General features: G+C 59.3%; 16 protein-coding genes and 1 pseudogene. 7 read left to right on the top strand and 10 right to left on the bottom strand.

Features of this window, described 5'->3' with window-relative positions:
* The first annotated feature begins 63 nt into the window (after positions 1-63).
* Positions 64-456, top strand: coding sequence for a DUF3301 domain-containing protein (locus AC1ME2_RS13990; protein WP_480434691.1), 393 nt, complete (start codon positions 64-66; stop codon positions 454-456).
* A 43-nt stretch (positions 457-499) separates the two neighbouring features.
* On the opposite strand, the gene AC1ME2_RS13985 is transcribed toward AC1ME2_RS13990, so the two are convergent.
* Positions 500-1,462, bottom strand: a complete 963-nt coding sequence (locus tag AC1ME2_RS13985; protein WP_480434690.1) for a CobW family GTP-binding protein — start codon at positions 1,460-1,462, stop codon at positions 500-502.
* A gap of 40 nt (positions 1,463-1,502) precedes the next feature.
* Between AC1ME2_RS13985 and AC1ME2_RS13980 the strand changes: the two genes are divergently transcribed.
* On the top strand, positions 1,503-1,859 hold the full coding sequence (locus tag AC1ME2_RS13980; protein ID WP_480434689.1) for an NADH:ubiquinone oxidoreductase: 357 nt from the start codon (positions 1,503-1,505) through the stop codon (positions 1,857-1,859).
* On the opposite strand, the gene zigA is transcribed toward AC1ME2_RS13980, so the two are convergent.
* Both zigA and AC1ME2_RS13970 read right to left on the bottom strand, forming a co-directional pair.
* Positions 1,856-3,064, bottom strand: a complete 1,209-nt coding sequence (gene zigA / locus AC1ME2_RS13975; RefSeq protein ID WP_480434688.1) for a zinc metallochaperone GTPase ZigA — start codon at positions 3,062-3,064, stop codon at positions 1,856-1,858. The two genes, AC1ME2_RS13980 and zigA, sit on opposite strands and share 4 nt — an antisense overlap.
* A gap of 80 nt (positions 3,065-3,144) precedes the next feature.
* Positions 3,145-4,371, bottom strand: coding sequence for an N-acetylmuramoyl-L-alanine amidase (locus tag AC1ME2_RS13970; RefSeq protein WP_480434687.1), 1,227 nt, complete (start codon positions 4,369-4,371; stop codon positions 3,145-3,147).
* Positions 4,372-4,442: 71 nt separating this feature from the next.
* Between AC1ME2_RS13970 and AC1ME2_RS13965 the strand changes: the two genes are divergently transcribed.
* Positions 4,443-4,790, top strand: a complete 348-nt coding sequence (locus AC1ME2_RS13965) for a GTP cyclohydrolase, FolE2/MptA family (RefSeq protein WP_480434685.1) — start codon at positions 4,443-4,445, stop codon at positions 4,788-4,790.
* Positions 4,791-4,823: 33 nt separating this feature from the next.
* Here AC1ME2_RS13965 and AC1ME2_RS13960 read toward each other — a convergent pair whose 3' ends face one another.
* A complete protein-coding gene (locus AC1ME2_RS13960; protein ID WP_480434683.1) occupies positions 4,824-5,345 on the bottom strand; it encodes a DUF3617 domain-containing protein in 522 nt (173 codons plus the stop codon).
* Between the two features lie 160 nt (positions 5,346-5,505).
* Here AC1ME2_RS13960 and cls point away from each other — a divergent pair, with 160 nt between their 5' ends.
* Complete coding sequence (cls, locus tag AC1ME2_RS13955; RefSeq protein WP_480434682.1) at positions 5,506-6,945, top strand: cardiolipin synthase; 1,440 nt, start codon at positions 5,506-5,508, stop codon at positions 6,943-6,945.
* Between the two features lie 74 nt (positions 6,946-7,019).
* On the opposite strand, the gene cfaB is transcribed toward cls, so the two are convergent.
* The 5 genes from cfaB to hflK (AC1ME2_RS13930) all read right to left on the bottom strand — a co-directional run bounded on the left by cfaB (position 7,020) and on the right by hflK (AC1ME2_RS13930) (position 14,504).
* Positions 7,020-8,204: a C17 cyclopropane fatty acid synthase CfaB gene (gene cfaB, locus AC1ME2_RS13950; protein ID WP_480442136.1), complete on the bottom strand. Its 1,185-nt coding sequence runs from the start codon at positions 8,202-8,204 to the stop codon at positions 7,020-7,022.
* Between the two features lie 279 nt (positions 8,205-8,483).
* Positions 8,484-10,424 carry a cation-translocating P-type ATPase gene (locus tag AC1ME2_RS13945; protein WP_480434681.1) on the bottom strand — a complete coding sequence of 647 codons (1,941 nt, stop codon included), beginning with the start codon at positions 10,422-10,424 and terminating at the stop codon, positions 8,484-8,486.
* Positions 10,421-11,479 carry a protease modulator HflK gene (hflK, locus tag AC1ME2_RS13940; RefSeq protein WP_480434680.1) on the bottom strand — a complete coding sequence of 353 codons (1,059 nt, stop codon included), beginning with the start codon at positions 11,477-11,479 and terminating at the stop codon, positions 10,421-10,423. The genes AC1ME2_RS13945 and hflK (AC1ME2_RS13940) overlap by 4 nt, the downstream gene beginning before the upstream one ends.
* Positions 11,476-12,498: a protease modulator HflC gene (gene hflC, locus AC1ME2_RS13935; RefSeq protein WP_480434679.1), complete on the bottom strand. Its 1,023-nt coding sequence runs from the start codon at positions 12,496-12,498 to the stop codon at positions 11,476-11,478. Before hflC ends, hflK (AC1ME2_RS13940) begins: the two co-directional genes overlap by 4 nt.
* A gap of 11 nt (positions 12,499-12,509) precedes the next feature.
* The gene (gene hflK / locus AC1ME2_RS13930) at positions 12,510-14,504 is read right to left on the bottom strand and encodes a protease modulator HflK (protein WP_480434678.1); all 1,995 of its coding nucleotides are present in this window, start codon (positions 14,502-14,504) and stop codon (positions 12,510-12,512) included.
* Between the two features lie 161 nt (positions 14,505-14,665).
* Here hflK (AC1ME2_RS13930) and AC1ME2_RS13925 point away from each other — a divergent pair.
* Positions 14,666-14,752, top strand: a pseudogene (locus tag AC1ME2_RS13925) (hypothetical protein); the annotation flags it as partial.
* Here the strand turns inward: AC1ME2_RS13925 and AC1ME2_RS13920 are convergent.
* Entirely contained in the window at positions 14,710-14,979 is a 270-nt protein-coding gene (locus tag AC1ME2_RS13920) for a hypothetical protein (RefSeq protein ID WP_480434677.1), read from the bottom strand. The pseudogene AC1ME2_RS13925 and the gene AC1ME2_RS13920 overlap by 43 nt on opposite strands.
* Positions 14,980-15,032: 53 nt before the next feature.
* Here AC1ME2_RS13920 and AC1ME2_RS13915 point away from each other — a divergent pair, with 53 nt between their 5' ends.
* Both AC1ME2_RS13915 and AC1ME2_RS13910 read left to right on the top strand, forming a co-directional pair.
* Positions 15,033-16,652 (top strand): glucan biosynthesis protein D, encoded by a 1,620-nt coding sequence (locus tag AC1ME2_RS13915; RefSeq protein WP_480434675.1) that lies wholly within the window; start codon positions 15,033-15,035, stop codon positions 16,650-16,652.
* Positions 16,653-17,027: 375 nt separating this feature from the next.
* Positions 17,028-18,350, top strand: a complete 1,323-nt coding sequence (locus tag AC1ME2_RS13910; RefSeq protein WP_480434674.1) for an O-antigen ligase family protein — start codon at positions 17,028-17,030, stop codon at positions 18,348-18,350.
* The last annotated feature ends 3 nt before the right edge of the window (positions 18,351-18,353 follow it).

Raw genomic sequence — 18,353 nt, 5'->3', positions numbered from 1 at the left:
TGCGGTATGACGTAAATCGTCAGACCCAGTTAAGCTGGACGCTCTTCGTTGGAGCACCTTTTCATGCTGACCCTGGGAAACCTTTTTGTACTGATGCTCTTGGCCACCGGCGGCGCCTGGCTGTGGCATTCCCATGGGTTGCGTGAGCGAGCGCTGGAGCGCGTCAAGCAACACTGCGCCAAACTCGACATCGAGCTGCTCGACGGCAATGTCGCCCTGCGCCGCCTCACGTTCACCCGCGATGCCAACGGTAGAAAGCGTCTGGCCCGAGTGTATAACTTCGAGTTCACCGTCACCGGCGAGCAGCGCCACCCCGGCACCATCACCATGTTCGGCGCGTATTCCGCCCAAATCGAGCTGGCACCCTACCCGTTCGAAATCAAAACCCCGCCACCCAGCGCCAATGTGATCGAGATGAGCCAATGGCGTCAGGAACACAACAAGTCGAAGCAGTGAGCCTAGCCTGTTTATAAACTGATCCGAGCGGTGGACAACTCCCCTAGAGCAAGCAAGCAGCCAGTCCCGCTTGCAGCGCGGCTTCGTCCTGAGGCGCGGTGAATATCAGTTCCAGGCGTGAATCGCGGCGCCATTCGCTGTTTTGCCAATGAATGGCCGCCCCATCAAGCGCATTGCCAGACAGCCAACCCGCATTGCTGTGGATAACCAGCTTGGCCCGCCGCCAACCAAGGCTATTAAGCCACTGCTGTACACGCATCAGTTCCAATTGCTGGCTCGGATGCCAGCGCCAACCAATGCTCCAGCCCTCGGGTTGACCCTGACTCAAGCAAATCGGCTGGCGTGGGTCGGTCCAGATCGCGGGCAATTGCGCCAAGCCCTTGGGGGCAGCGAACTTATCCACAGCCGCAGAGGCTTGCGCATCAATGCCCGGTAACTCAGCCAACGGTAAAGCCGCTTGTTCGGTCCAGTACAACGGACGGTCCGGTAAGCGCTGGGTCAGTGCGTCGCGGGCCACAACGTTGAGCAACGCGGACTTGTTCATCACCAATAAACCCGCATCGCCCAAAGCTGCTTGCTGGCTGTCAGGCAAAGGCTGACCGGCCGCCATCGCAGTCGCATCAAGCACTACCACACATGGCTGGACGGCCAGTACCCCTTCCCAGGGCGGCTCACGCAGCTGTTCCATCAATTGCGCCGGGTGACCCAACCCGGAGGGCTCAATCAACAGTCTGTCCGGCTGCGCCTTGCGCAGCAGCCGCCCCAAGCCGACTTGAAACGGCGCACCATTGACGCAACACAGACAGCCACCGGCCACTTCGCCAAGTGCGATACCATCGTCAGCCGTGGTCAACAGCGCAGCATCCAGACCGATCTGCCCGAACTCATTGATCAAGATCGCCCAACGCTCGTTGGCCGGTTTTTGCGCCAACAATTGCTTGATCAGGCTGGTCTTGCCCGCGCCCAAAGGGCCGGCGATGACATGGGTGGGGATGTTCTGCAGCATGGGGGCCAATTCTTGAGAGTAACGGTTACGGGGACAATCAATGCGAGCGATCTGGCTGGCAACACTGTTATTGATGACATCGAGCGAGGCGTGGGCCGAGGCCTGCGTGGTGCTCAGTCACGCCGAACGGCTCGACGTCAAAGTCTGCCAGGAAAACCGAACTATCCCAGCGAAGCTGTTTCACGACGGGTTTTGCCAACCACAACTGGCCGGACAGAAAACCGAAGTGACGTACGTCGATCAATGCCCCGCTGGCGCGTTCGGCGTGTGCAGCAACGCTCAAGTCGCCAATATGCCCTATCACCAGAACATTCACTATTACGGCGTCGCCAGCGATGCGCATTACCTTAAGCCGTTTTGTGAAGGTCAGAGTCAGGGTCAGTGGCTCGCCCCTTAGGCTGCCGCCTCGTCATGCCATGGCCCGAACGGATCCGCCAGCAGGCGCCAGCTTTCAACGCCACCCGCCATTTCCATATCGGTCAGCAGGCAGCTGTCCAACTCATCGGTGAGCCGAGCGAACTTGATGTGCTGCCCGATGAATATCAGTTCCTGGCGGCAATCACCGGTCTCAGCGGTCCAGTTCTCCATGATGGCTGCGGTGCTGTCCTGATCCTGCGGCCATTCTTGTTTGGGCACGAAGCGCCACCAGCGACCGGCAAAGCCGTAACGCATCAAGCCACCCGCCTGCGACCAACTGCCCGCATCCTGGTGCTTGCTCGCCAGCCAGAAAAAGCCTTTGGAGCGCAACAATTTGCCATTGATCCACTCGCGGTTGATGAAGTCGAAAAAGCGCTGCGGATGAAAGGGCCGGCGGGCACGGTAAGCCGTCGAAGCGATGCCGTACTCTTCGGTTTCCGGGGGATGTTCGCCCCGCAACTCCTTGAGCCAGCCCGGCGCCTGCGAGGCGCGTTCAAAGTCGAAACGACCGGTGTTCAGCACTTTTTTCAACGGAATTTGCCCCATCACCATGGGGATGATTTCCGCCTGGGGATTGAGCCGCTCCAGTATCGCGACCAGCTCCAGACGCTCACTGGAGCTGATCAGGTCGATTTTGCTGATCAAAATGACATCGGCAAATTCGACCTGCTCGATCAGCAAGTCAGTGATCGAACGCTCGTCATCCTCCCCCAGGGTTTCGCCACGGGTCGCCAGACTCTCGGCGGCCTGATAGTCGATCAGAAAGTTGATGCCGTCGACCACCGTGACCATGGTGTCCAGACGTGCCATGTCGGCCAGGCTTTTGCCCTGCTCATCACGGAAGGTGAAGGTTTCAGCCACGGGCAACGGCTCGGAAATCCCGGTGGACTCGATCAATAAATAATCAAAGCGGCCGTCCTGCGCCAGACGGCTGACTTCTTCGAGCAGGTCCTCGCGCAAGGTGCAGCAAATGCAGCCGTTGCTCATCTCGATCAGTTTTTCTTCGGCACGGTTCAGGCTGACATCGCGCTGAACCTCGCTGCCATCGATGTTGATCTCGCTCATGTCATTGACGATCACGGCCACGCGCATATGTTCGCGATTGCGCAGCACATAATTGAGCAACGTGCTTTTGCCAGCCCCGAGAAATCCGGACAAAACAGTAACGGGTAGACGGTCAGGCATCAGGGGTTCCTTTTCGGGTACGGGCTGGCGATTACCTTTGATGCTATATTATAACAATGCAAAATAGCCAGTCCGTCAGCTCACACCTGCCCCTGCTTCTTCTCTTGTTGCCAGGCCATGTAGGAATTGGTCGGCGGATTACGCTGGAAATAGCGCTGCAAACCTTCGAATAAACCGTCGGCCACGGCCTGCTGATGACGCGCAGTGACCAACCGTTGGCTGTCGCGGAAGTTGGACATAAACCCTGTTTCAACGAGGATTGACGGTACATCCGGTGACTTGAGTACCGCGAAACCCGCCTGTTCGACGCGTTTCTGGTGCAGCGAGGTAATGTCAGCCAGGCTGCCGAGCACGGTGTTGCCCAATTGCAGGCTGGCGGCGATGGTGGCGTTCATCGACATGTCGAGGATCACCCCGGCGAGCATCGGGTCTTTGTCCTTGAGATTGAGGAGACTCGTCGCACCCAACAGGTCGGTCCCGTTTTCGCGCTGAGCCATGAAGCGCGCCGTGGCGGACGTCGCACCGCCCTCAGACAGCGCGTAAACCGAGGCACCCGACGCTGTCAGGCGGGGTGCAGCATCGGCGTGAACAGAGATGAACATATCCGCGTTGTACTTGTGGGCGATCTCGACCCGTTTGCGCAGCGGTACAAAGAAGTCATCGTTGCGCACCAAGCGTACGTCGAAGCCCTTTTCGCGCTTCAGGCGTTTCGCCAACAGTTGGGCAATGGACAGCACCACGTCTTTTTCGCGCTCGCCCCTGGAGCTGACGGCGCCCGGGTCTTTACCGCCATGACCGGGGTCCACCACCACAATGATGTCGCGCTTGGGGTGGGCCTTGTCCAGCAGCGGCGCGGGCTGGCTAGGGGCGGCGGCGCCCAAGGCCGCCAATTGCACTGGCACATGCACGGTATGCCCAAGGTCCAGAACCAGACGATGACCCTGCGCGCCTTCCGGACCGAGAAGGAAACTGCTGAGCTGCACCGGGCCATTCAAGTCCAGCACGATGCGCGTATCGCCTTGACCGAAGTGCCCGGAGCGAATCGATCGGATTGGCGTGTTTGCCAGCGCCAATTGACTGAAGTCGCCGGTGAGTTGAGCGCCGCTCAGGTCGATGATCAAACGCTCAGGGGCGCTCAAGGTAAAGGTCTTGTACTGCACCGGCCCACTGAGGTCGAACACCAGGCGCAGCTTATCGTCAGTTCGCCACAGGCGGGCATTGCGGATTTGTGTAGCGGATGCGCCCAACGGTAAAGCAAAAGCCGCGCTGGCCAGAAGCAGGTTGAGCAGCATTTGACGTCTGTGCATGACAAGTACCAATGAATGAGGGAGCGTCCGAGCTCAAAAAGGCAGTATCGATCTATTGGTTATAATATAACATGCCTTTTTTGCCCCGACGATGGACCTCCAATGACTCGGCATTGGTCAGTCCGTTGGCAGGTTGGACGTCTTATCCAGTAGGGATTTTTGCTCGGTTGGCGCGTGGAGTGTTCCACGTGGAACTAACATTCGACGTCAGCTATTCCTCAACTTGCCCTTGCTCTGCCGCCCTTGCCAGGCAATTGATTCAAGAGCAATTCATCACGGACTTCGCTAATAAACCCTGGACCACACCGATGTGCTGGCATGGCTCGGCCAAGCCGATGCTGTCGCCCAGAGCCGCTGGCAGCGAGGAAGTTGAAGGGAGCCACCAGCAGCATGTACTTCGAGGGCGACTTACCCTCTAGAGGGTAAGATCAACCCCCTGTTCATGGACCGCTTCAAGTACGCGGTTTGACCGCCCCGCACTGCTGACCCAGCCAGACGGCGCGTGTGTCCATGCTGCCATTTTGCTGCGTACCGGTGGCGTTGAACGTGCCGATGACTTTAGTGCTGAACTCGCGATCACTGGCAAACTGGGCGACCCCTGTGCCTTGCGCTTTGGGACAGCTAAAGCGGAACTTCCACGTCTTACCATTGCGATCCGTGATCTGTTGATTGCAGCCGGACTTAGGGTCCGTTAGCGGGATATTGTCCGTCTTGACCTGATCCTGAGTCAGGCAGACTCGCACCCCCTTCCCGCCCAGCGTCATGCCCTGTTTCTGCATCATCTGCTCCATCATCGCTCGCTGCTCGGGCGCCAGGTTGTTCAACTGGCCAAGCATCATTTGCATGTCGGGTAACGGCTGACCGTCTACCAGCATATTGCTCGTCGTGAGCTCCCACAAACCAGGCTGCAGCATCTGTGCCTGGGCGATCGGTGCGGCCAAACAAAACAGCAAAGCCAAAACGCGTTTGTTCATCTGAAAAATTCCTGAGTGTGAAAACGACCGGATTGGCTCCAGCCTGACGATGAGCCTTAGACGACGCAAGCGTCTGTCAGTTGCACGCAGAATAAAATAGCGACATTCCTGACATGCTGTGGTCTGTTATAGACCTAAAAAGACTAAAGCAAGGTTGCACATGGATTTCCACATCCCGTATTTTTTTGGCTACTTGATTGCGTTCGCTCATCTGCTGGGGGTCATCGCTGCCATCCACGCACTGCTCACCGTGCGCACAGCCCAAGGCTCGATTGCCTGGGCCATGTCGCTGGTATTCATCCCCTATGTGACACTGATTCCGTATCTGGTCTTCGGCCGTAGCTCATTTGACGCCTACATCAAAGCCCGTCGCCAGGCCAACCAGGAAATGCGCAAGGCCATCGGCGAGTTGAATTGGCGACCTTGGATCGAAGAGGCCGTCACCGCCCGGCGCTCTGATGCTTATGCCTCGCTTCGAGCCATGCCCAAGCTGGGACGCATGCCGTGTCTGGCAAACAACGAAGTGAGGCTGCTGATCAATGGTGAGGCCACCTTCGCCGCAATTTTCGACGCTATTCGCAATGCCAAACGCGCGATTCTGATTCAGTTTTTCATCATCCACGACGACGATCTGGGTCGGCGCCTGCAAGCGCTGCTGCTGGCAAAAGCCGCCGAAGGTGTGGCGGTTCATGTCCTGTACGACGGGATCGGTAGCCACGCGTTGCCCAACAGCTACAGCACAATCCTGCGCAACGGTGGTGTACAGATCAAAGCCTTCGCCACCCGCAGCGGCTGGCTCAATCGCTTTCAGGTGAACTTCCGCAACCACCGCAAAATCGTGGTGGTGGATGGCCTGCGGGGCTTTGTTGGCGGGCACAACGTGGGCGATGAATACCTGGGCAAACAACCGCCGCTGGCCCCGTGGCGCGACACCCATGTCGAGGTGGTCGGTCCGGTGGTTGCCTGCTTGCAGGAATCGTTCGCCGAGGACTGGTTCTGGGCCACTCGACAGTTGCCACCCCTGATCCTGCCGGACACCTACCCCGAAAATGGCGTGCTCTGCCAACTATTGGCCACTGGCCCGGCGGACGCCCAGGAAACCTGTTCGCTGTTTTTCGTCGAAGCGATTCATTCCGCGATGGAAAGGGTGTGGATCACCAGCCCCTACTTCATCCCCGATGAGGCCGTGTCTGCCGCGTTGCGCCTGGCGGTAATGCGCGGTGTCGATGTGCGAATTTTGTTGCCATCACGTCCAGACCATTACGTGGTCTACGCCGCCTCCAGCCTGTTCGCGTTTGACGCCATACGCGCTGGGGTGCGCATCTTCCGCTATGAGCCAGGCTTCTTGCATCAGAAGGTGGTGTTGATAGACAGCGAGATCAGCGCCATTGGCAGCGCCAATCTGGATAACCGCTCCTTCCGTTTGAATTTCGAGCTGATGCTGCTGACAGTCGACTGTGATTTCGCCAGCGAAGTGGAAAAAATGCTGACCGACGATTTCGCCCTCGCCCATGAAATCGCCCTTGAGGAAAGAAAACAAACTCATCGCCTGCAGCAGCTCGGCATGCGCATCGCACGCCTGATTTCACCGATTCTTTGAGTACAGGTTTCGCTACGGGGTCTGAAAACCCCGTACCGATTATCCCTGAAACTGTCCCTTATCGACTGGCTCGATCAGCTGTAGATATCAGCCCGCGTCATCGGCAAACCAATACTACCGTCGGCATAAGGCTTAACGGCCAGTATCTGATGCAGATTGATCCAACCCTTGGAAAACGCATACGCACAACCGGCCAGGTACAAGCGCCAGATGCGCAAGGTTTGCTCCGGCACCATGGTCGCGGCCTGATCCAGCTTGGCTTCCAGACGCTCACTCCAGTGTTCCAGGGTCCGTGCGTAATGCAGGCGAAGGCTTTCGACGTCGACGATTTCCAGACCCGCTTCACTGAGGTACGCGCTGATCATCGACAGGTGCGGCAGCTCGCCATTCGGAAAGACATAGCGCTCGATAAAGCTACCCGCGCCACGCCCAACCGGACGACCGTCAGTATGCTTGGCAGTAATGCCGTGGTTCATGACCACGCCGCCTTCACGGACGGCGCCAAACAGACGTTTGGCGTACAGCTCCAGATTCGCATGCCCTACGTGCTCGAACATACCCACGCTGACAACTTTGTCGAAGCGTCCGTCCTGAGGCAGATCGCGGTAATCAAGCAACTGCAACTCCACCTGATCCTGTAAACCTTCCGCGTCGACCCGCTCACGGGCCAAGGCCAATTGCTCGCGACTCAGGGTGATACCCAATACTTTTACGCCATACTCGCGCGCGGCAAACCGCGACAACCCGCCCCAGCCACACCCGACATCCAGCAGGTATTCACCCGGCTGCAAACGCAACTTACGGCACAGGTGATGAAACTTGTCCTGCTGCGCTTGTTCGAGGGTCTCTGTGCCCGTCTTGAAATAGGCGCAGGAATAGACCATCTCGCGGTCAAGCCAGAGCTGGTAGAACGCGTTGGACAGGTCGTAGTGGTAAGAAATCGACGCCGCGTCGGTGGCCTTGTCGTGCTCTGAGCGCACGGGCAGGTCGTCGTCAGCCTCATCCAGCAGCAATTGGCTCAACTCGTCGCAGACGCGGATAACTTCTCGAATTGAACCGACCAGCTCCAGTCGGCCCTCGACAAAGGCGCTACCGAGCAGGTCCAGGCTGGGATGAGTGAAGTGCGATACCAGTTGTGGGTCATTCACCACGATGGTGACGCTAGGGGTCGGGCCAAGATCCAGCTCATGGCCGTCCCACAGTTTCAGCCGTAGTGGCAGGTGCAAATTCTGCAAGACTGATGGAAGTTGCGCGAGCATGTAGTAAACCCCCTTATCCAGAAGCTCAGGAAAAGGGTAGTCCATAAGCAGCCCCAGCGTTGGAACTGTCCAGCTATTGGCTTTATGGCTTCTGACTACGCCATGAAGCGTTGGGCTAACCACCTTTCACCCGATACTTCGAACCAAACTGCAGCCGTCAATGGATCACCCACGTTTAAGATGACCACTAATTTGTAACAGAGTTCTTCGCGGCTCAAGCTGATTTTTATACTTAACCGAGAGGTCTAGCCCGGTACTCTCGGCCAAAGGGGCGGATTTTCAGGCCTGTGGCTTGATTTCAAGTTTCAACAGCGGCTCCTGAAAACGCAGCAAACGACCTGCATTGCCCAGGACTAAAAGCGTGCTGAGGTTATGCAACACGGCTGCAATCATCGCCCCTTCCGCGCCCAACAAACCGAAGGCGGCAAAGGCCACGATGGCCAGCGTCCACCCCAGACCGATGATGACGTTGACCTGCAGTGTCTGCCGGCATTGGCGGCTCAAGCGCACGCAGGTGCCCAGTCGGCGCAGGTCACTGCCGATCAACACGATATCGGCTGAAGCCAGCGCGATGTCCGCGCCACCCGCCCCCATCGCAACGCCCACTACGCCGGCTTTGAGCGCCAGCGAATCATTGATGCCATCGCCCACCACCATGGGCCGAAAGCCGCTACTGATTTCGCCCATGACTCGATTGAGTTTGTCTTCGGGCAACGCCTGGGCCTCGATATCACTGATACCGACTTCGCGGGCCAGGCTGTCGGCCACGCTTTGACGGTCGCCGGTCAACAGCAGTTGTCGACCCAGACCCAACTCACGCAACTCGGCGAGCGCTTGGCGGGCTTCTGGCTTGAGGCTGTCGGCCAGCAACAGCCAGGCGAGGAACACGCCATCGACCGCCAGCCCGGCAATCGGTCCGTCATGCGTCGGTACCGGCGACGTGCTTATACCCAGTTTCTCGAACAACTCAGGGCGGCCCAATGCGGCTTCGCCATGCTCGGTTCGCGCCACCACGCCCAAGCCCTGACGTTCATGAATGTCGGTCAGCAACAACAACTGATCCTTGTCCACCAACCCGGCCAACGCGCGGCTGACCGGATGACTGCTGGCCGAACCAAGGCTGGCGGCCAATGCCAGCACATTGTTCTGCTGCGCCGACACCGCTTCAATCGACTGCAAGCGCAAGCTGCCATAGGTCAGCGTGCCGGTCTTATCCACCACCAGTGAGGTCAGGTCCGCCAACTCTTCGAGAAAGGCGGAGCTACGAATCAAAATCCCGTGCCGGGCGGCCACCGCGATCCCGGCAATCGCCGTCGCTGGGGCCGACAACACCAACGCGCAAGGGCACGCGGCGACCAGCACCGCGAGCATCGCTTGCGCGTCGTTGGTCATGAACCAGGTCACGGCCGCGATCATCAATACCAACACCATGTAACTGCCGGCATAGCGCTCCAACAGGCGGGTAATCGGTGGCTTGGAGCGCTCGGCGCTTTGCATCAGTGCGATCACTTTGCCCAACGTCGATTCGTTGCCAATACGTGTGACCTCGATCCGCAACAGGCCATCGAGGTTGATCGCTCCGCCGAACACGTCCATGCCGACCTTGGCCTCCAGCGGCACCGACTCGCCGGTGATCGGCGCGGTATCAAGGCTGGCCTGCCCGGAACGCACCACGCCATCCGCCGGGACTCGATCGCCGGCCCGCACCTCAACCAGATCGCCTGCAACCAAGGTCGAGTTATCCACTTCACGAACTGCACCACCGGCCTCGATCAGCCGCGCATGGCTGCGGGTCAGCAGGCCCAAGGATTGAATCGCTTCCTGGGAACCGATGACGCTGCGCTCTTCCAGCACATGGCCAAAGATCATGATGATCGGCAGCAAGGCGGCGGTCATCAGATCGCCGGTGGCCCAGGCACCGAGCATCGCCAGCGCAATCAACTGATCGGTGATGCCGTGCAGGCTCGGGTAACGCAAGCTGTGCCAACCGGCACTGACCACCGGCACCGCGACCAACAGCGATGCCACGCCCAGCAACACCTGGCTGACACCGATCTGTTCGGGCGCAACAAACCGCCAGACCAGGCCCAGGCCCAGCAAGCCCAGGGCGAGCATCGCCAGGCTCAATTGTCGGGCCGCGCTGCGTTGCTCGGAACCGGTCAGCATGCTGACCGCAGGCTCAGTCGACGCGGGCTCAGTGTGGGTTGCGTGGGCACTCATTGTTCTGCTCCCTGAATGATCAGGCGGGAATCGTCACGAGGATCGACGGCGGTCACCGAGCCTGCCTGACCGAGAATTTTTGGCAGACGCTCGCGGTAGATGCGTAATAGCAAACCCGGGTCGCTTTTGTCATGAATCGACTGCGTCAGGCGGGTGACCGTCGCGGTGTCGGTCTGTGCTTTGGCCAAGCGTTCGGACGCTTGGGCATGGGCCACTTGCACGATGCGATCAGATTGCTGCGTCGCGGTTTGGGTGAGTTTTTCCGCGTCGGTGCGTGCATTGGCCACCGCCTGATCCGCTTTTTGACTGGCTGTCAGGACCGCGTTAAAGGCGGCGACCGCAGTCGTGGGCAGACTTGATTGCACATCGACCCGAGCGACTTCGATACCCAGCCCGACGCCAGTAGCCGCCAGATCAGCCAGGCGTTGATTGATGCCACGCACCAGATCGCCTCGCAAGCGCTCACGGCGTTCAGCGGCCTTGCTGTCGGGGCTGACCATCTCTGGCCGCGCCACCAGAATCGTGTCCAGGTCCCGTGCCGCCGTCAGCGCCACAGCACTGCGGTTAACCAGACGGTCCAGCGCAGGCAAGACATGTTCACCCTGCAACACAAAGGCATATGGGTCGGTCACCTTGTAGTACGCCGTCACGTCAAGCTGTACGACACCAGCATCACCGGTCAACAAAAAGCCCGAGCCGGCCAGCGCATCGCTCATCGGTGTGGCGAAACTGGCGACCCGTTCGGCATTCAGGGCAAGCCTGGATCGCAGCAGCGTTTCGACCCGACGCTCGATCACCCGGTCCGCCGACGGTAGCAGCACGACTCGCTCGAAAGGTTGTGGCCATGCCGTGAGCAGCCCGGCGTTCTGGACGCGTTCCAACGCCCCGAAACGCAAGACCACGGCGCGGTTCTGCGGATCGATCTGGCGCACATTGGACAGCGCCCAGCCTAGCGCGGCCAGCAAAGTGACGGCATACAACCCGAGAAACGCCAGACGACTCGCCTGCAACCAGGAGCTGTTGACGGGGGGGCGTTGAGGGGTGACTCCACTCATGGTTGCGATCCGCTTTTGCCATCCAGCGTCGGCGGACCATCGACCAGCACGCGGAACGGCACAGCGTCGGTGCGCAGGATCAGCTTGGTGCCCGACGTCACTACCGTGCCCAAGGTGTCCAGCGAACGCAGCAGGTTGTACAGCTGCGGCGAACCCGCATAAGCCCGACCATAGATTTGCGCCGCTTCGACCCGCGACTGCGCTTCGATATCGGCGGCCTTGACCGTCGCATCTGCTTCGACGATGCGCGCATCACGTTCGGCTGCCGAACGGATCTGCGCCGCCTCACGCTTGCCCACGGCCGTACGCTCGGTGGCGATGGTTTCACGTTCGGCGCGCATGCGATCCACCGTCGCGTTCAAGGTCACGGAGGGCAAGGTCAGACGCTCGATACCCACCTGCAACACGCGAACGCCGTAAGTGGTGAGCAATTGCTGATCAATCTGTTGGCGCAACTGGTTTTCAAAGTCGGCGATCCGCACCTGGCTGGCGTCGGTATTGACCAGGTTGGCCAGGTCGAAGCTGCTGGCAGTGGTCTCCAGTGCCGAGCCGACAAACGTGCGGATCTGCCGTGCGGCTTCGTCCGGCTGGTTCTGCACGGCGCGCATGAAGCGCTGCACGTTATCGGGGTCGCCCTGAACCTGCCAGGCCACATAGGCCTGGACGATGATGCGCAGGCCATCGCGGGTGCCGACGTCCTGCAAGCCACTGGACGTGGTGCGCAGACGCAGGTCCACCGGAATGGTCGCCTCGAACGGTGCCGGCCAGCGCCAGCTCAGGCCCGGCTCAAGCAACACGCGGGAGGGGTTGCCGAAGCGGGTGATGACGGTGGCCTCGCCCGAGCGCACTTGCACCAGGCTGGCTGCCGCCACGGCAAACGCTATAAGCAACGCCGCCAGTGCGGTTCGACGCCACGGGAACCCGGCAGCCGCCGAGGTATCGTCATGATGATGACCGTGGTGATGTCCGGCGTGGCCATGGTCGTGACCGGCGTGATCGTGGGAGTGAAACAGACTCAAGGGATGACTCCTTAATGAACGGCTTTACGCGGCGCCGTTGGGTCTGCCGGTAGCGTGAACGTGCGTAAATCGATGGTCGGCGCAGTGTCGCCGCCCAGTCGATGATCGATTACCAGCAACTTGGCTTGGGACAGGCCCTGGCTCAGATGGGTCAGGTATTGCTCCAGCAAAAATGCCTGACCCGCATGAGCATAGGCCTGGCGTTCAGCACTGAAACGCAAATCCGCACCCTGCGCCGTGGCCAACACCTCGTGCGCACCAGCGGTGGCCTGATTCCGCGCCACACTGGCATTGAGCTCCGCCATGTTGGATTGCTCGCTGGCAGCACCGCGCTCTCGGGAGATCAACGCCTGAGCGCTGATCTGCGCGGCTTGTACCGCATGGTAGGCATTGGCGGCGCCTGCTGGCGGGTGAATCGACTCGACCACGGTCGCGAGGATTTCCACGCCGCTGTCCAGCGCCTTCAGATCGGCTTGCACTGCATTACCGATATCGGCAGACAGCGCAGCGCGTTGCTCGCCGAGCAACTCATCAAGGGTTCGCGAGGCAAAATCATGCACCAACACCCGGCTCGCCGTGCTGCGAATCAGCGTCGGCACGTCGGCGCTGTTATAGGTGGCGGCCATCGCCGCCTGATCGGTCAGGCCAATGCGGTAAACGAAACGCACGTCCATGTTGACGATCTGGAAGCTCTGCTTCTGACCAGCAGATGGGGTGCCGGGTCTATCCCCCGCACTGCTGGCGATCACTTGAGACTTTTCATTCACATGGCTCGCGTCCCACAAACGGTTGGCGCTCAGCGGTGCCGGGCCTTCGGCGGGCTCACGGACCTGCTCGATAACATTGTCGTCAGAGACGCTGGTCGCCAGCTCATGCACTACACCGTTTTCCACCGCCAGCACCCGACCGAACGGCCATGGCAACCCCGCGTGCAATCCAGGGCCGAACACCTCCACAGGCTTGCCAAAACGCTCATAGATGCCGCGCTCCTGCATGGGGATTTCGTGCACCCCCGTGAGCAGCCAACCCAGCGCCAGCACCACCCCCATGACCGGCAGAAACGCCCGGCGCATATAGGTAAACGCCCATATTTGACGCAGATCGATGCCGAATCGATTGTGCAGTTCATGCTGCATGGCCAGCAACGGCTGCGGCGGCCAGCGCAACAGGCCCGCCATAAAACTGTGAGCCAACAGGCGTGGCTCGATACGCTCACTGCGCGGGCTGAACAACGACAACACGGCGCGTAGCAGGAACTCCAGCGCCACCATGCCTGGCAACACCCCCATCAGCACGGCAAGCCGCGCTGGCCAGATGCGATCGGGTGTCGAGAAGAACAGACACAGCGCACTGAGCAGCAGGCACGCAATCGCCACCCGCGTCAGTTGCGCCAACTGTTCGGCCTCAGGCCACTCCGCACTGAGTTCAAGGGTCAGCTGGCGCTCCAGCACCAGCAGCCCGAAAGCCAGCAACAAGGTCAGCCCGCCCGCCACACTGCCCGTCTGTCCCAGGCTCGAACCCACAAGGTTCAAGTTCCAGACCATCTTTACGGCAAACATCGCCAGCAACGCCCACCCGCCGAGCCACAACGTAGGCACACCGACCTGGGTCAGCAGCGACGACCCACTGCCGCTGATCCGACCCAGCAAGCGCTCGTACCAGCCCGGCGCGTGTGCAGGCTCCGGTTCCTCCTCTGCGGGTGGCGGCTCGATCACCGCCACCACCTGCGTGGCACTCAAGGTGCGCGCACGCCAACGGGCAATCCAGTACGCCGACTGCAAACCGGCGACCACCAGCCACAGCGCGGCGGCGTTGTTGACCAGCACAACCGACCACAATGAAGTGGACGAAAAAAGCATGACAAACAACGCCAGGACAAAGGCCAACAGCCCCAAGCCTGCCAGGCCATAAGCCAGCCGCAACAACCGTCGGGCGTGGAACGCGGCTCTTTGAAAGCGCGGCAAGCCATCAAGGCCTGCACTTTCAACATCAAGATCAACCCGCATCGACACCCCAGACCTTGCTCAATTGTGAAGACAATCTACCCATCAAAAACCGCCTCTTGAATCAACCCTGGCGCAGATCGCTGGGCAAAGCCCGACGAGCGTTACAAGGTAACAGAGGTCGCGAAACTTTTGCTTAGTCGATTGCGCCTCAGCGGGTAACGGCCCTGACCTGCCATCCGCATCCGACCCGCTCCGAAGCCCTGCGTCAGGCTGCGATGAGTGTCGCCGGATGGGCAATGCAGGCCTGAAACCTTGGGTTTACGATCAGGCCGCTGCCACTCAATCGGGCAATGATTGAGTGGCGGTGGCTATGCCCTTGGCGCCTGGACAGCGACTCTCTCAGGAAATATCCATCCATTAGTTCTTCCCCACATAAGCCAATATCGATATTTTTACCCAGTTTTGCGAACCAGCGGCCAACTTTGTTATCTAGTGCTGGGTAGTTATATGCGGCCGAGGGCTTGATCGGGCGCATTTCACACGCGTTTGTGCAGGGCAGCACAGCATCACCTGAGAGGCTTCACCTTTATGAATCGCAGGAATCTTCTGAAAGCATCGCTGGCCCTGGCCGCCTACACCGGCTTGCCCGCTGCCGGGCTGTTTGCCGCCCGAGCCATGGCTGCCACGGCCGACGGCGAAATTGGGCATTTCGATTTCGAGGCCCTGCAAGCCCATGCCAAGCAACTGGCCGGCAACCCCTTCGTCGATACCAACCAGCAATTGCCGCCGACCCTGGCGAAGATGACCCCGCAGCAGTTCAACGCCATCCAGTACGATCCCGCGCACTCCCTGTGGAACGACATCAAGGGTCAGCTGGACGTGCAGTTTTTCCATGTCGGCATGGGCTTCAAACAGCCCGTGCGCATGTACAGCGTCGACCCTCAAACCAAGGAAACACGCGAGGTGCACTTCCAGCCGTCGCTGTTCAACTATGAAAGCAGCGGCGTGGATAAAACCCAGCTCAAGGGCGACCTCGGCTTTGCCGGGTTCAAGTTATTCAAGGCCCCCGAAATCGCGACTCACGACATCTTGTCGTTCCTCGGCGCCAGCTACTTCCGCGCAGTCGACAGCTCTGGGCAGTACGGCCTCTCCGCACGCGGCCTGGCCATCGACACCTACGCCAAGCGCAAGGAAGAGTTCCCCAACTTCACCAAGTTTTGGTTTGAAACACCGACCAAGGACAACACCCGCTTCGTCGTCTATGCCCAGCTGGACTCCCCCAGCGCGACAGGGGCCTACCGCTTCGACATCGATTGCCAGGCCAATCAAGTGGTCATGGCCATCGATGCGCACATCAATGCGCGGCAAGCCATCGAGCAACTGGGGATCGCGGCGATGACCAGCATGTTCACTTGCGGCACCGATGAGCGGCGGATGTGCGACACCATCCATCCCGAAATTCACGACTCCGACCGCCTGGCCATGTGGCGTGGCAACGGTGAGTGGATCTGCCGCCCGCTGAACAACCCGGTCTCCCTGCAATTCAACGCCTTCGCCGACAAAGACCCAAAAGGGTTCGGTTTGGTACAGACCGATCACGACTTCGCCACGTATCAAGACACCGTCGACTGGTACAGCCGCCGGCCAAGCCTGTGGGTCGAACCGACCACGGCCTGGGGCGAGGGCTCCATCAATTTGCTGGAAATCCCCACCACGGGCGAAACACTGGACAACATCGTGGCCTTCTGGACCCCCAAAGTCCCCGTCACCGCCGGGACTTCGCTCAACTTCGGCTACAAACTCTATTGGAGCGCCCTGCCGCCCGTCGGCACCCCTCTGGCCCACGTACACGCCACCCGCTCTGGCATGGGTGGCTTCATCGAAGGCTGGGCACCCGGCGAGCATTACCCGGAAGTCTGGGCCCGACGCTTTGCCGTCGACTTCACCGGCGGCGGCCTGGATCGTTTGCCCGAAGGTACGGCCATCGAGCCGGTGGTCACGGTATCGAGTGGCGAGGTGAAGGACTTCAACGTCCTGGTGATCCCGGACATCAAAGGCTACCGGGTTACGTTCGACTGGTACCCCAATAGCGACTCGGTCACGCCGGTCGAGCTGCGCCTGTTCATTCGTACCCATGACCGAACGTTGAGTGAAACCTGGCTTTATCAATATTTTCCGCCTGCACCCGACAAACGCCGCTATACCTAAGTAGCAAGGGCGGGGGACTTGAAGGCTGGCGCTTGCGAAAGCGTCAGCTTTTTTACATGCGTTAAAATTTTTAAACCATAGAGACGGTCCATTCAGCGTTTATTTTTGCACTAAAAAACAACGTCAATTTTATATCACCTATATATTTCAAGGACTTGTGAGAACCAATCTCCACACCCTGACACCCACTGTTAAAAAATTGACGAATTGATTTGACAGCGTTCACAAGGGGCGTTGATATACCGCTAATTGCACGTTACATCACGCTAACTGTCCTCGATTGAACCCCATCAACGGCTGTTCATGGGCAGTAGTTTTGCAGTGCGCGAGCACGAACACACCCTTCTATCTACACGCGTCAGAGGGCAGCAAAACATGATGTCGACCTCCCCTTCCGCTCCAGTTGAAACCCCATCGATTCTTTCATTCAACAAATCGACGTTGGTCGTCTGGGTGGCCATCAGCCTGATCGTGATCGAAACCTTCTCCGGCGCCTTACGCTTTTACTTTGATAAAGGGGGCGTTTCCGGGCTGTTGTACCTGCCCAAAGTGGCGTGCGTCGTGTTCTTCGCGCTAGAGCTACTGACCTTCAAGACCTCGCGCCTATTCTGGGTCGGGTTGTTGCTGCTGCTGTTGTCCAGCCAACTGGCCATCCTCCACGGCGCAAGCCCCAGCAATGTGGGCTTCAGCCTGTTTGGGATCAGCCCGTTGTTGTTCGCGATGGTCTGCAGCGAGCACTTGATCCACCAGAAAAAGCTGTTAGGCAAGTGGATCGCTATTTGCCTGATAGCCTCAGTGCTGGGGGTTCTTTTGGATAAATACACCTCGGTGCCCTGGAAAGGCTACAGCTACCAGCTCGGTGCAGTTGAGCTGAGCGGCAACCGAGCCTGGAGCGCGGACGACGTCGATCGACTCGCCGGGTTCGCTCGAGTGTCCAACTTGTTGTCGATCATGATTGCGATCTTCAGCCTGTATCTGCTGATGTTCATCCGCTCATGGACCTTGTTCGCCGCACTGTGTGTCGTCGCGCTTTTAGGCATCATCCTGACCACCAGCAAAACCCCGACCGTGGCGTTTATTTTCACTCTGGTGCTGCTGGCCATCATTCGCTATCGCTGGACCAGCGCCTGCATATTCGTTATCGCCGTCTCGATAGGGGTGATGTTGCCCGCCATAGGGCTGATACATAGCTTTGATCCCAATGCAGCCAGCGGTGACGGAGGCACGGCCTCGCTTTATGATCGCCTGATCAATACCTGGCCAAATCTGGTCGAGTTGGTCGTCAAACAGGGCTGGAACTGGCTGGGGGTGGGCTTCGGCATGTTCGGCAGCTCTGTTTCCCTGTTCCCGGTGCCCCATGGCGACATGCTCACCACTGCAGACAGCACCGTCGTTTACTTGTGGGCCATTTTCGGTATCGCGGGGGTGTTCCTGTACATGTTGCAACTGCCGCTGCTCTTCCTGCTGCGCGATCACTCGACAACCCGTATGGACCGCGCCCTGTTGGCCGTCACCTTTTGCATCTGCCTGATCAGTTGGACCACGGACATGTTCGAGGTCGCCGTTTCCAACCTGTTTCTGGGATTGGCTATCGGCCACACGCTCAACCGCAAACTCAGCCCCCAGGACAACGTCAGCCCCACATTGGCTTTAACACCCCCTCTGGACACTGTGTCAGCCCTGCCCGATCAGCGTTGAGTC

It is taken from the genome of Pseudomonas sp. ASL9 (genome assembly GCF_056680335.1).
The sequence above is the reverse complement of the archived record's forward strand: the minus strand, read 5'-3'. Positions and strand labels throughout refer to the sequence as shown.

Coding starts and splice junctions, on each gene's coding strand:
- AC1ME2_RS13965 (WP_480434685.1), top strand. CDS start 4,443: ATGCCTTTTTTGCCCCGACGATGGACCTCCAATGACTCGGCATTGGTC.
- hflK (WP_480434678.1), bottom strand. CDS start 14,504: ATGCGGGTTGATCTTGATGTTGAAAGTGCAGGCCTTGATGGCTTGCCG.
- AC1ME2_RS13990 (WP_480434691.1), top strand. CDS start 64: ATGCTGACCCTGGGAAACCTTTTTGTACTGATGCTCTTGGCCACCGGC.
- AC1ME2_RS13985 (WP_480434690.1), bottom strand. CDS start 1,462: ATGCTGCAGAACATCCCCACCCATGTCATCGCCGGCCCTTTGGGCGCG.
- zigA (WP_480434688.1), bottom strand. CDS start 3,064: ATGCCTGACCGTCTACCCGTTACTGTTTTGTCCGGATTTCTCGGGGCT.
- AC1ME2_RS13915 (WP_480434675.1), top strand. CDS start 15,033: ATGAATCGCAGGAATCTTCTGAAAGCATCGCTGGCCCTGGCCGCCTAC.
- AC1ME2_RS13980 (WP_480434689.1), top strand. CDS start 1,503: ATGCGAGCGATCTGGCTGGCAACACTGTTATTGATGACATCGAGCGAG.
- hflK (WP_480434680.1), bottom strand. CDS start 11,479: ATGAGTGGAGTCACCCCTCAACGCCCCCCCGTCAACAGCTCCTGGTTG.
- AC1ME2_RS13945 (WP_480434681.1), bottom strand. CDS start 10,424: ATGAGTGCCCACGCAACCCACACTGAGCCCGCGTCGACTGAGCCTGCG.
- cfaB (WP_480442136.1), bottom strand. CDS start 8,204: ATGCTCGCGCAACTTCCATCAGTCTTGCAGAATTTGCACCTGCCACTA.
- cls (WP_480434682.1), top strand. CDS start 5,506: ATGGATTTCCACATCCCGTATTTTTTTGGCTACTTGATTGCGTTCGCT.
- AC1ME2_RS13970 (WP_480434687.1), bottom strand. CDS start 4,371: ATGCACAGACGTCAAATGCTGCTCAACCTGCTTCTGGCCAGCGCGGCT.
- AC1ME2_RS13960 (WP_480434683.1), bottom strand. CDS start 5,345: ATGAACAAACGCGTTTTGGCTTTGCTGTTTTGTTTGGCCGCACCGATC.
- AC1ME2_RS13910 (WP_480434674.1), top strand. CDS start 17,028: ATGATGTCGACCTCCCCTTCCGCTCCAGTTGAAACCCCATCGATTCTT.
- AC1ME2_RS13920 (WP_480434677.1), bottom strand. CDS start 14,979: ATGCGCCCGATCAAGCCCTCGGCCGCATATAACTACCCAGCACTAGAT.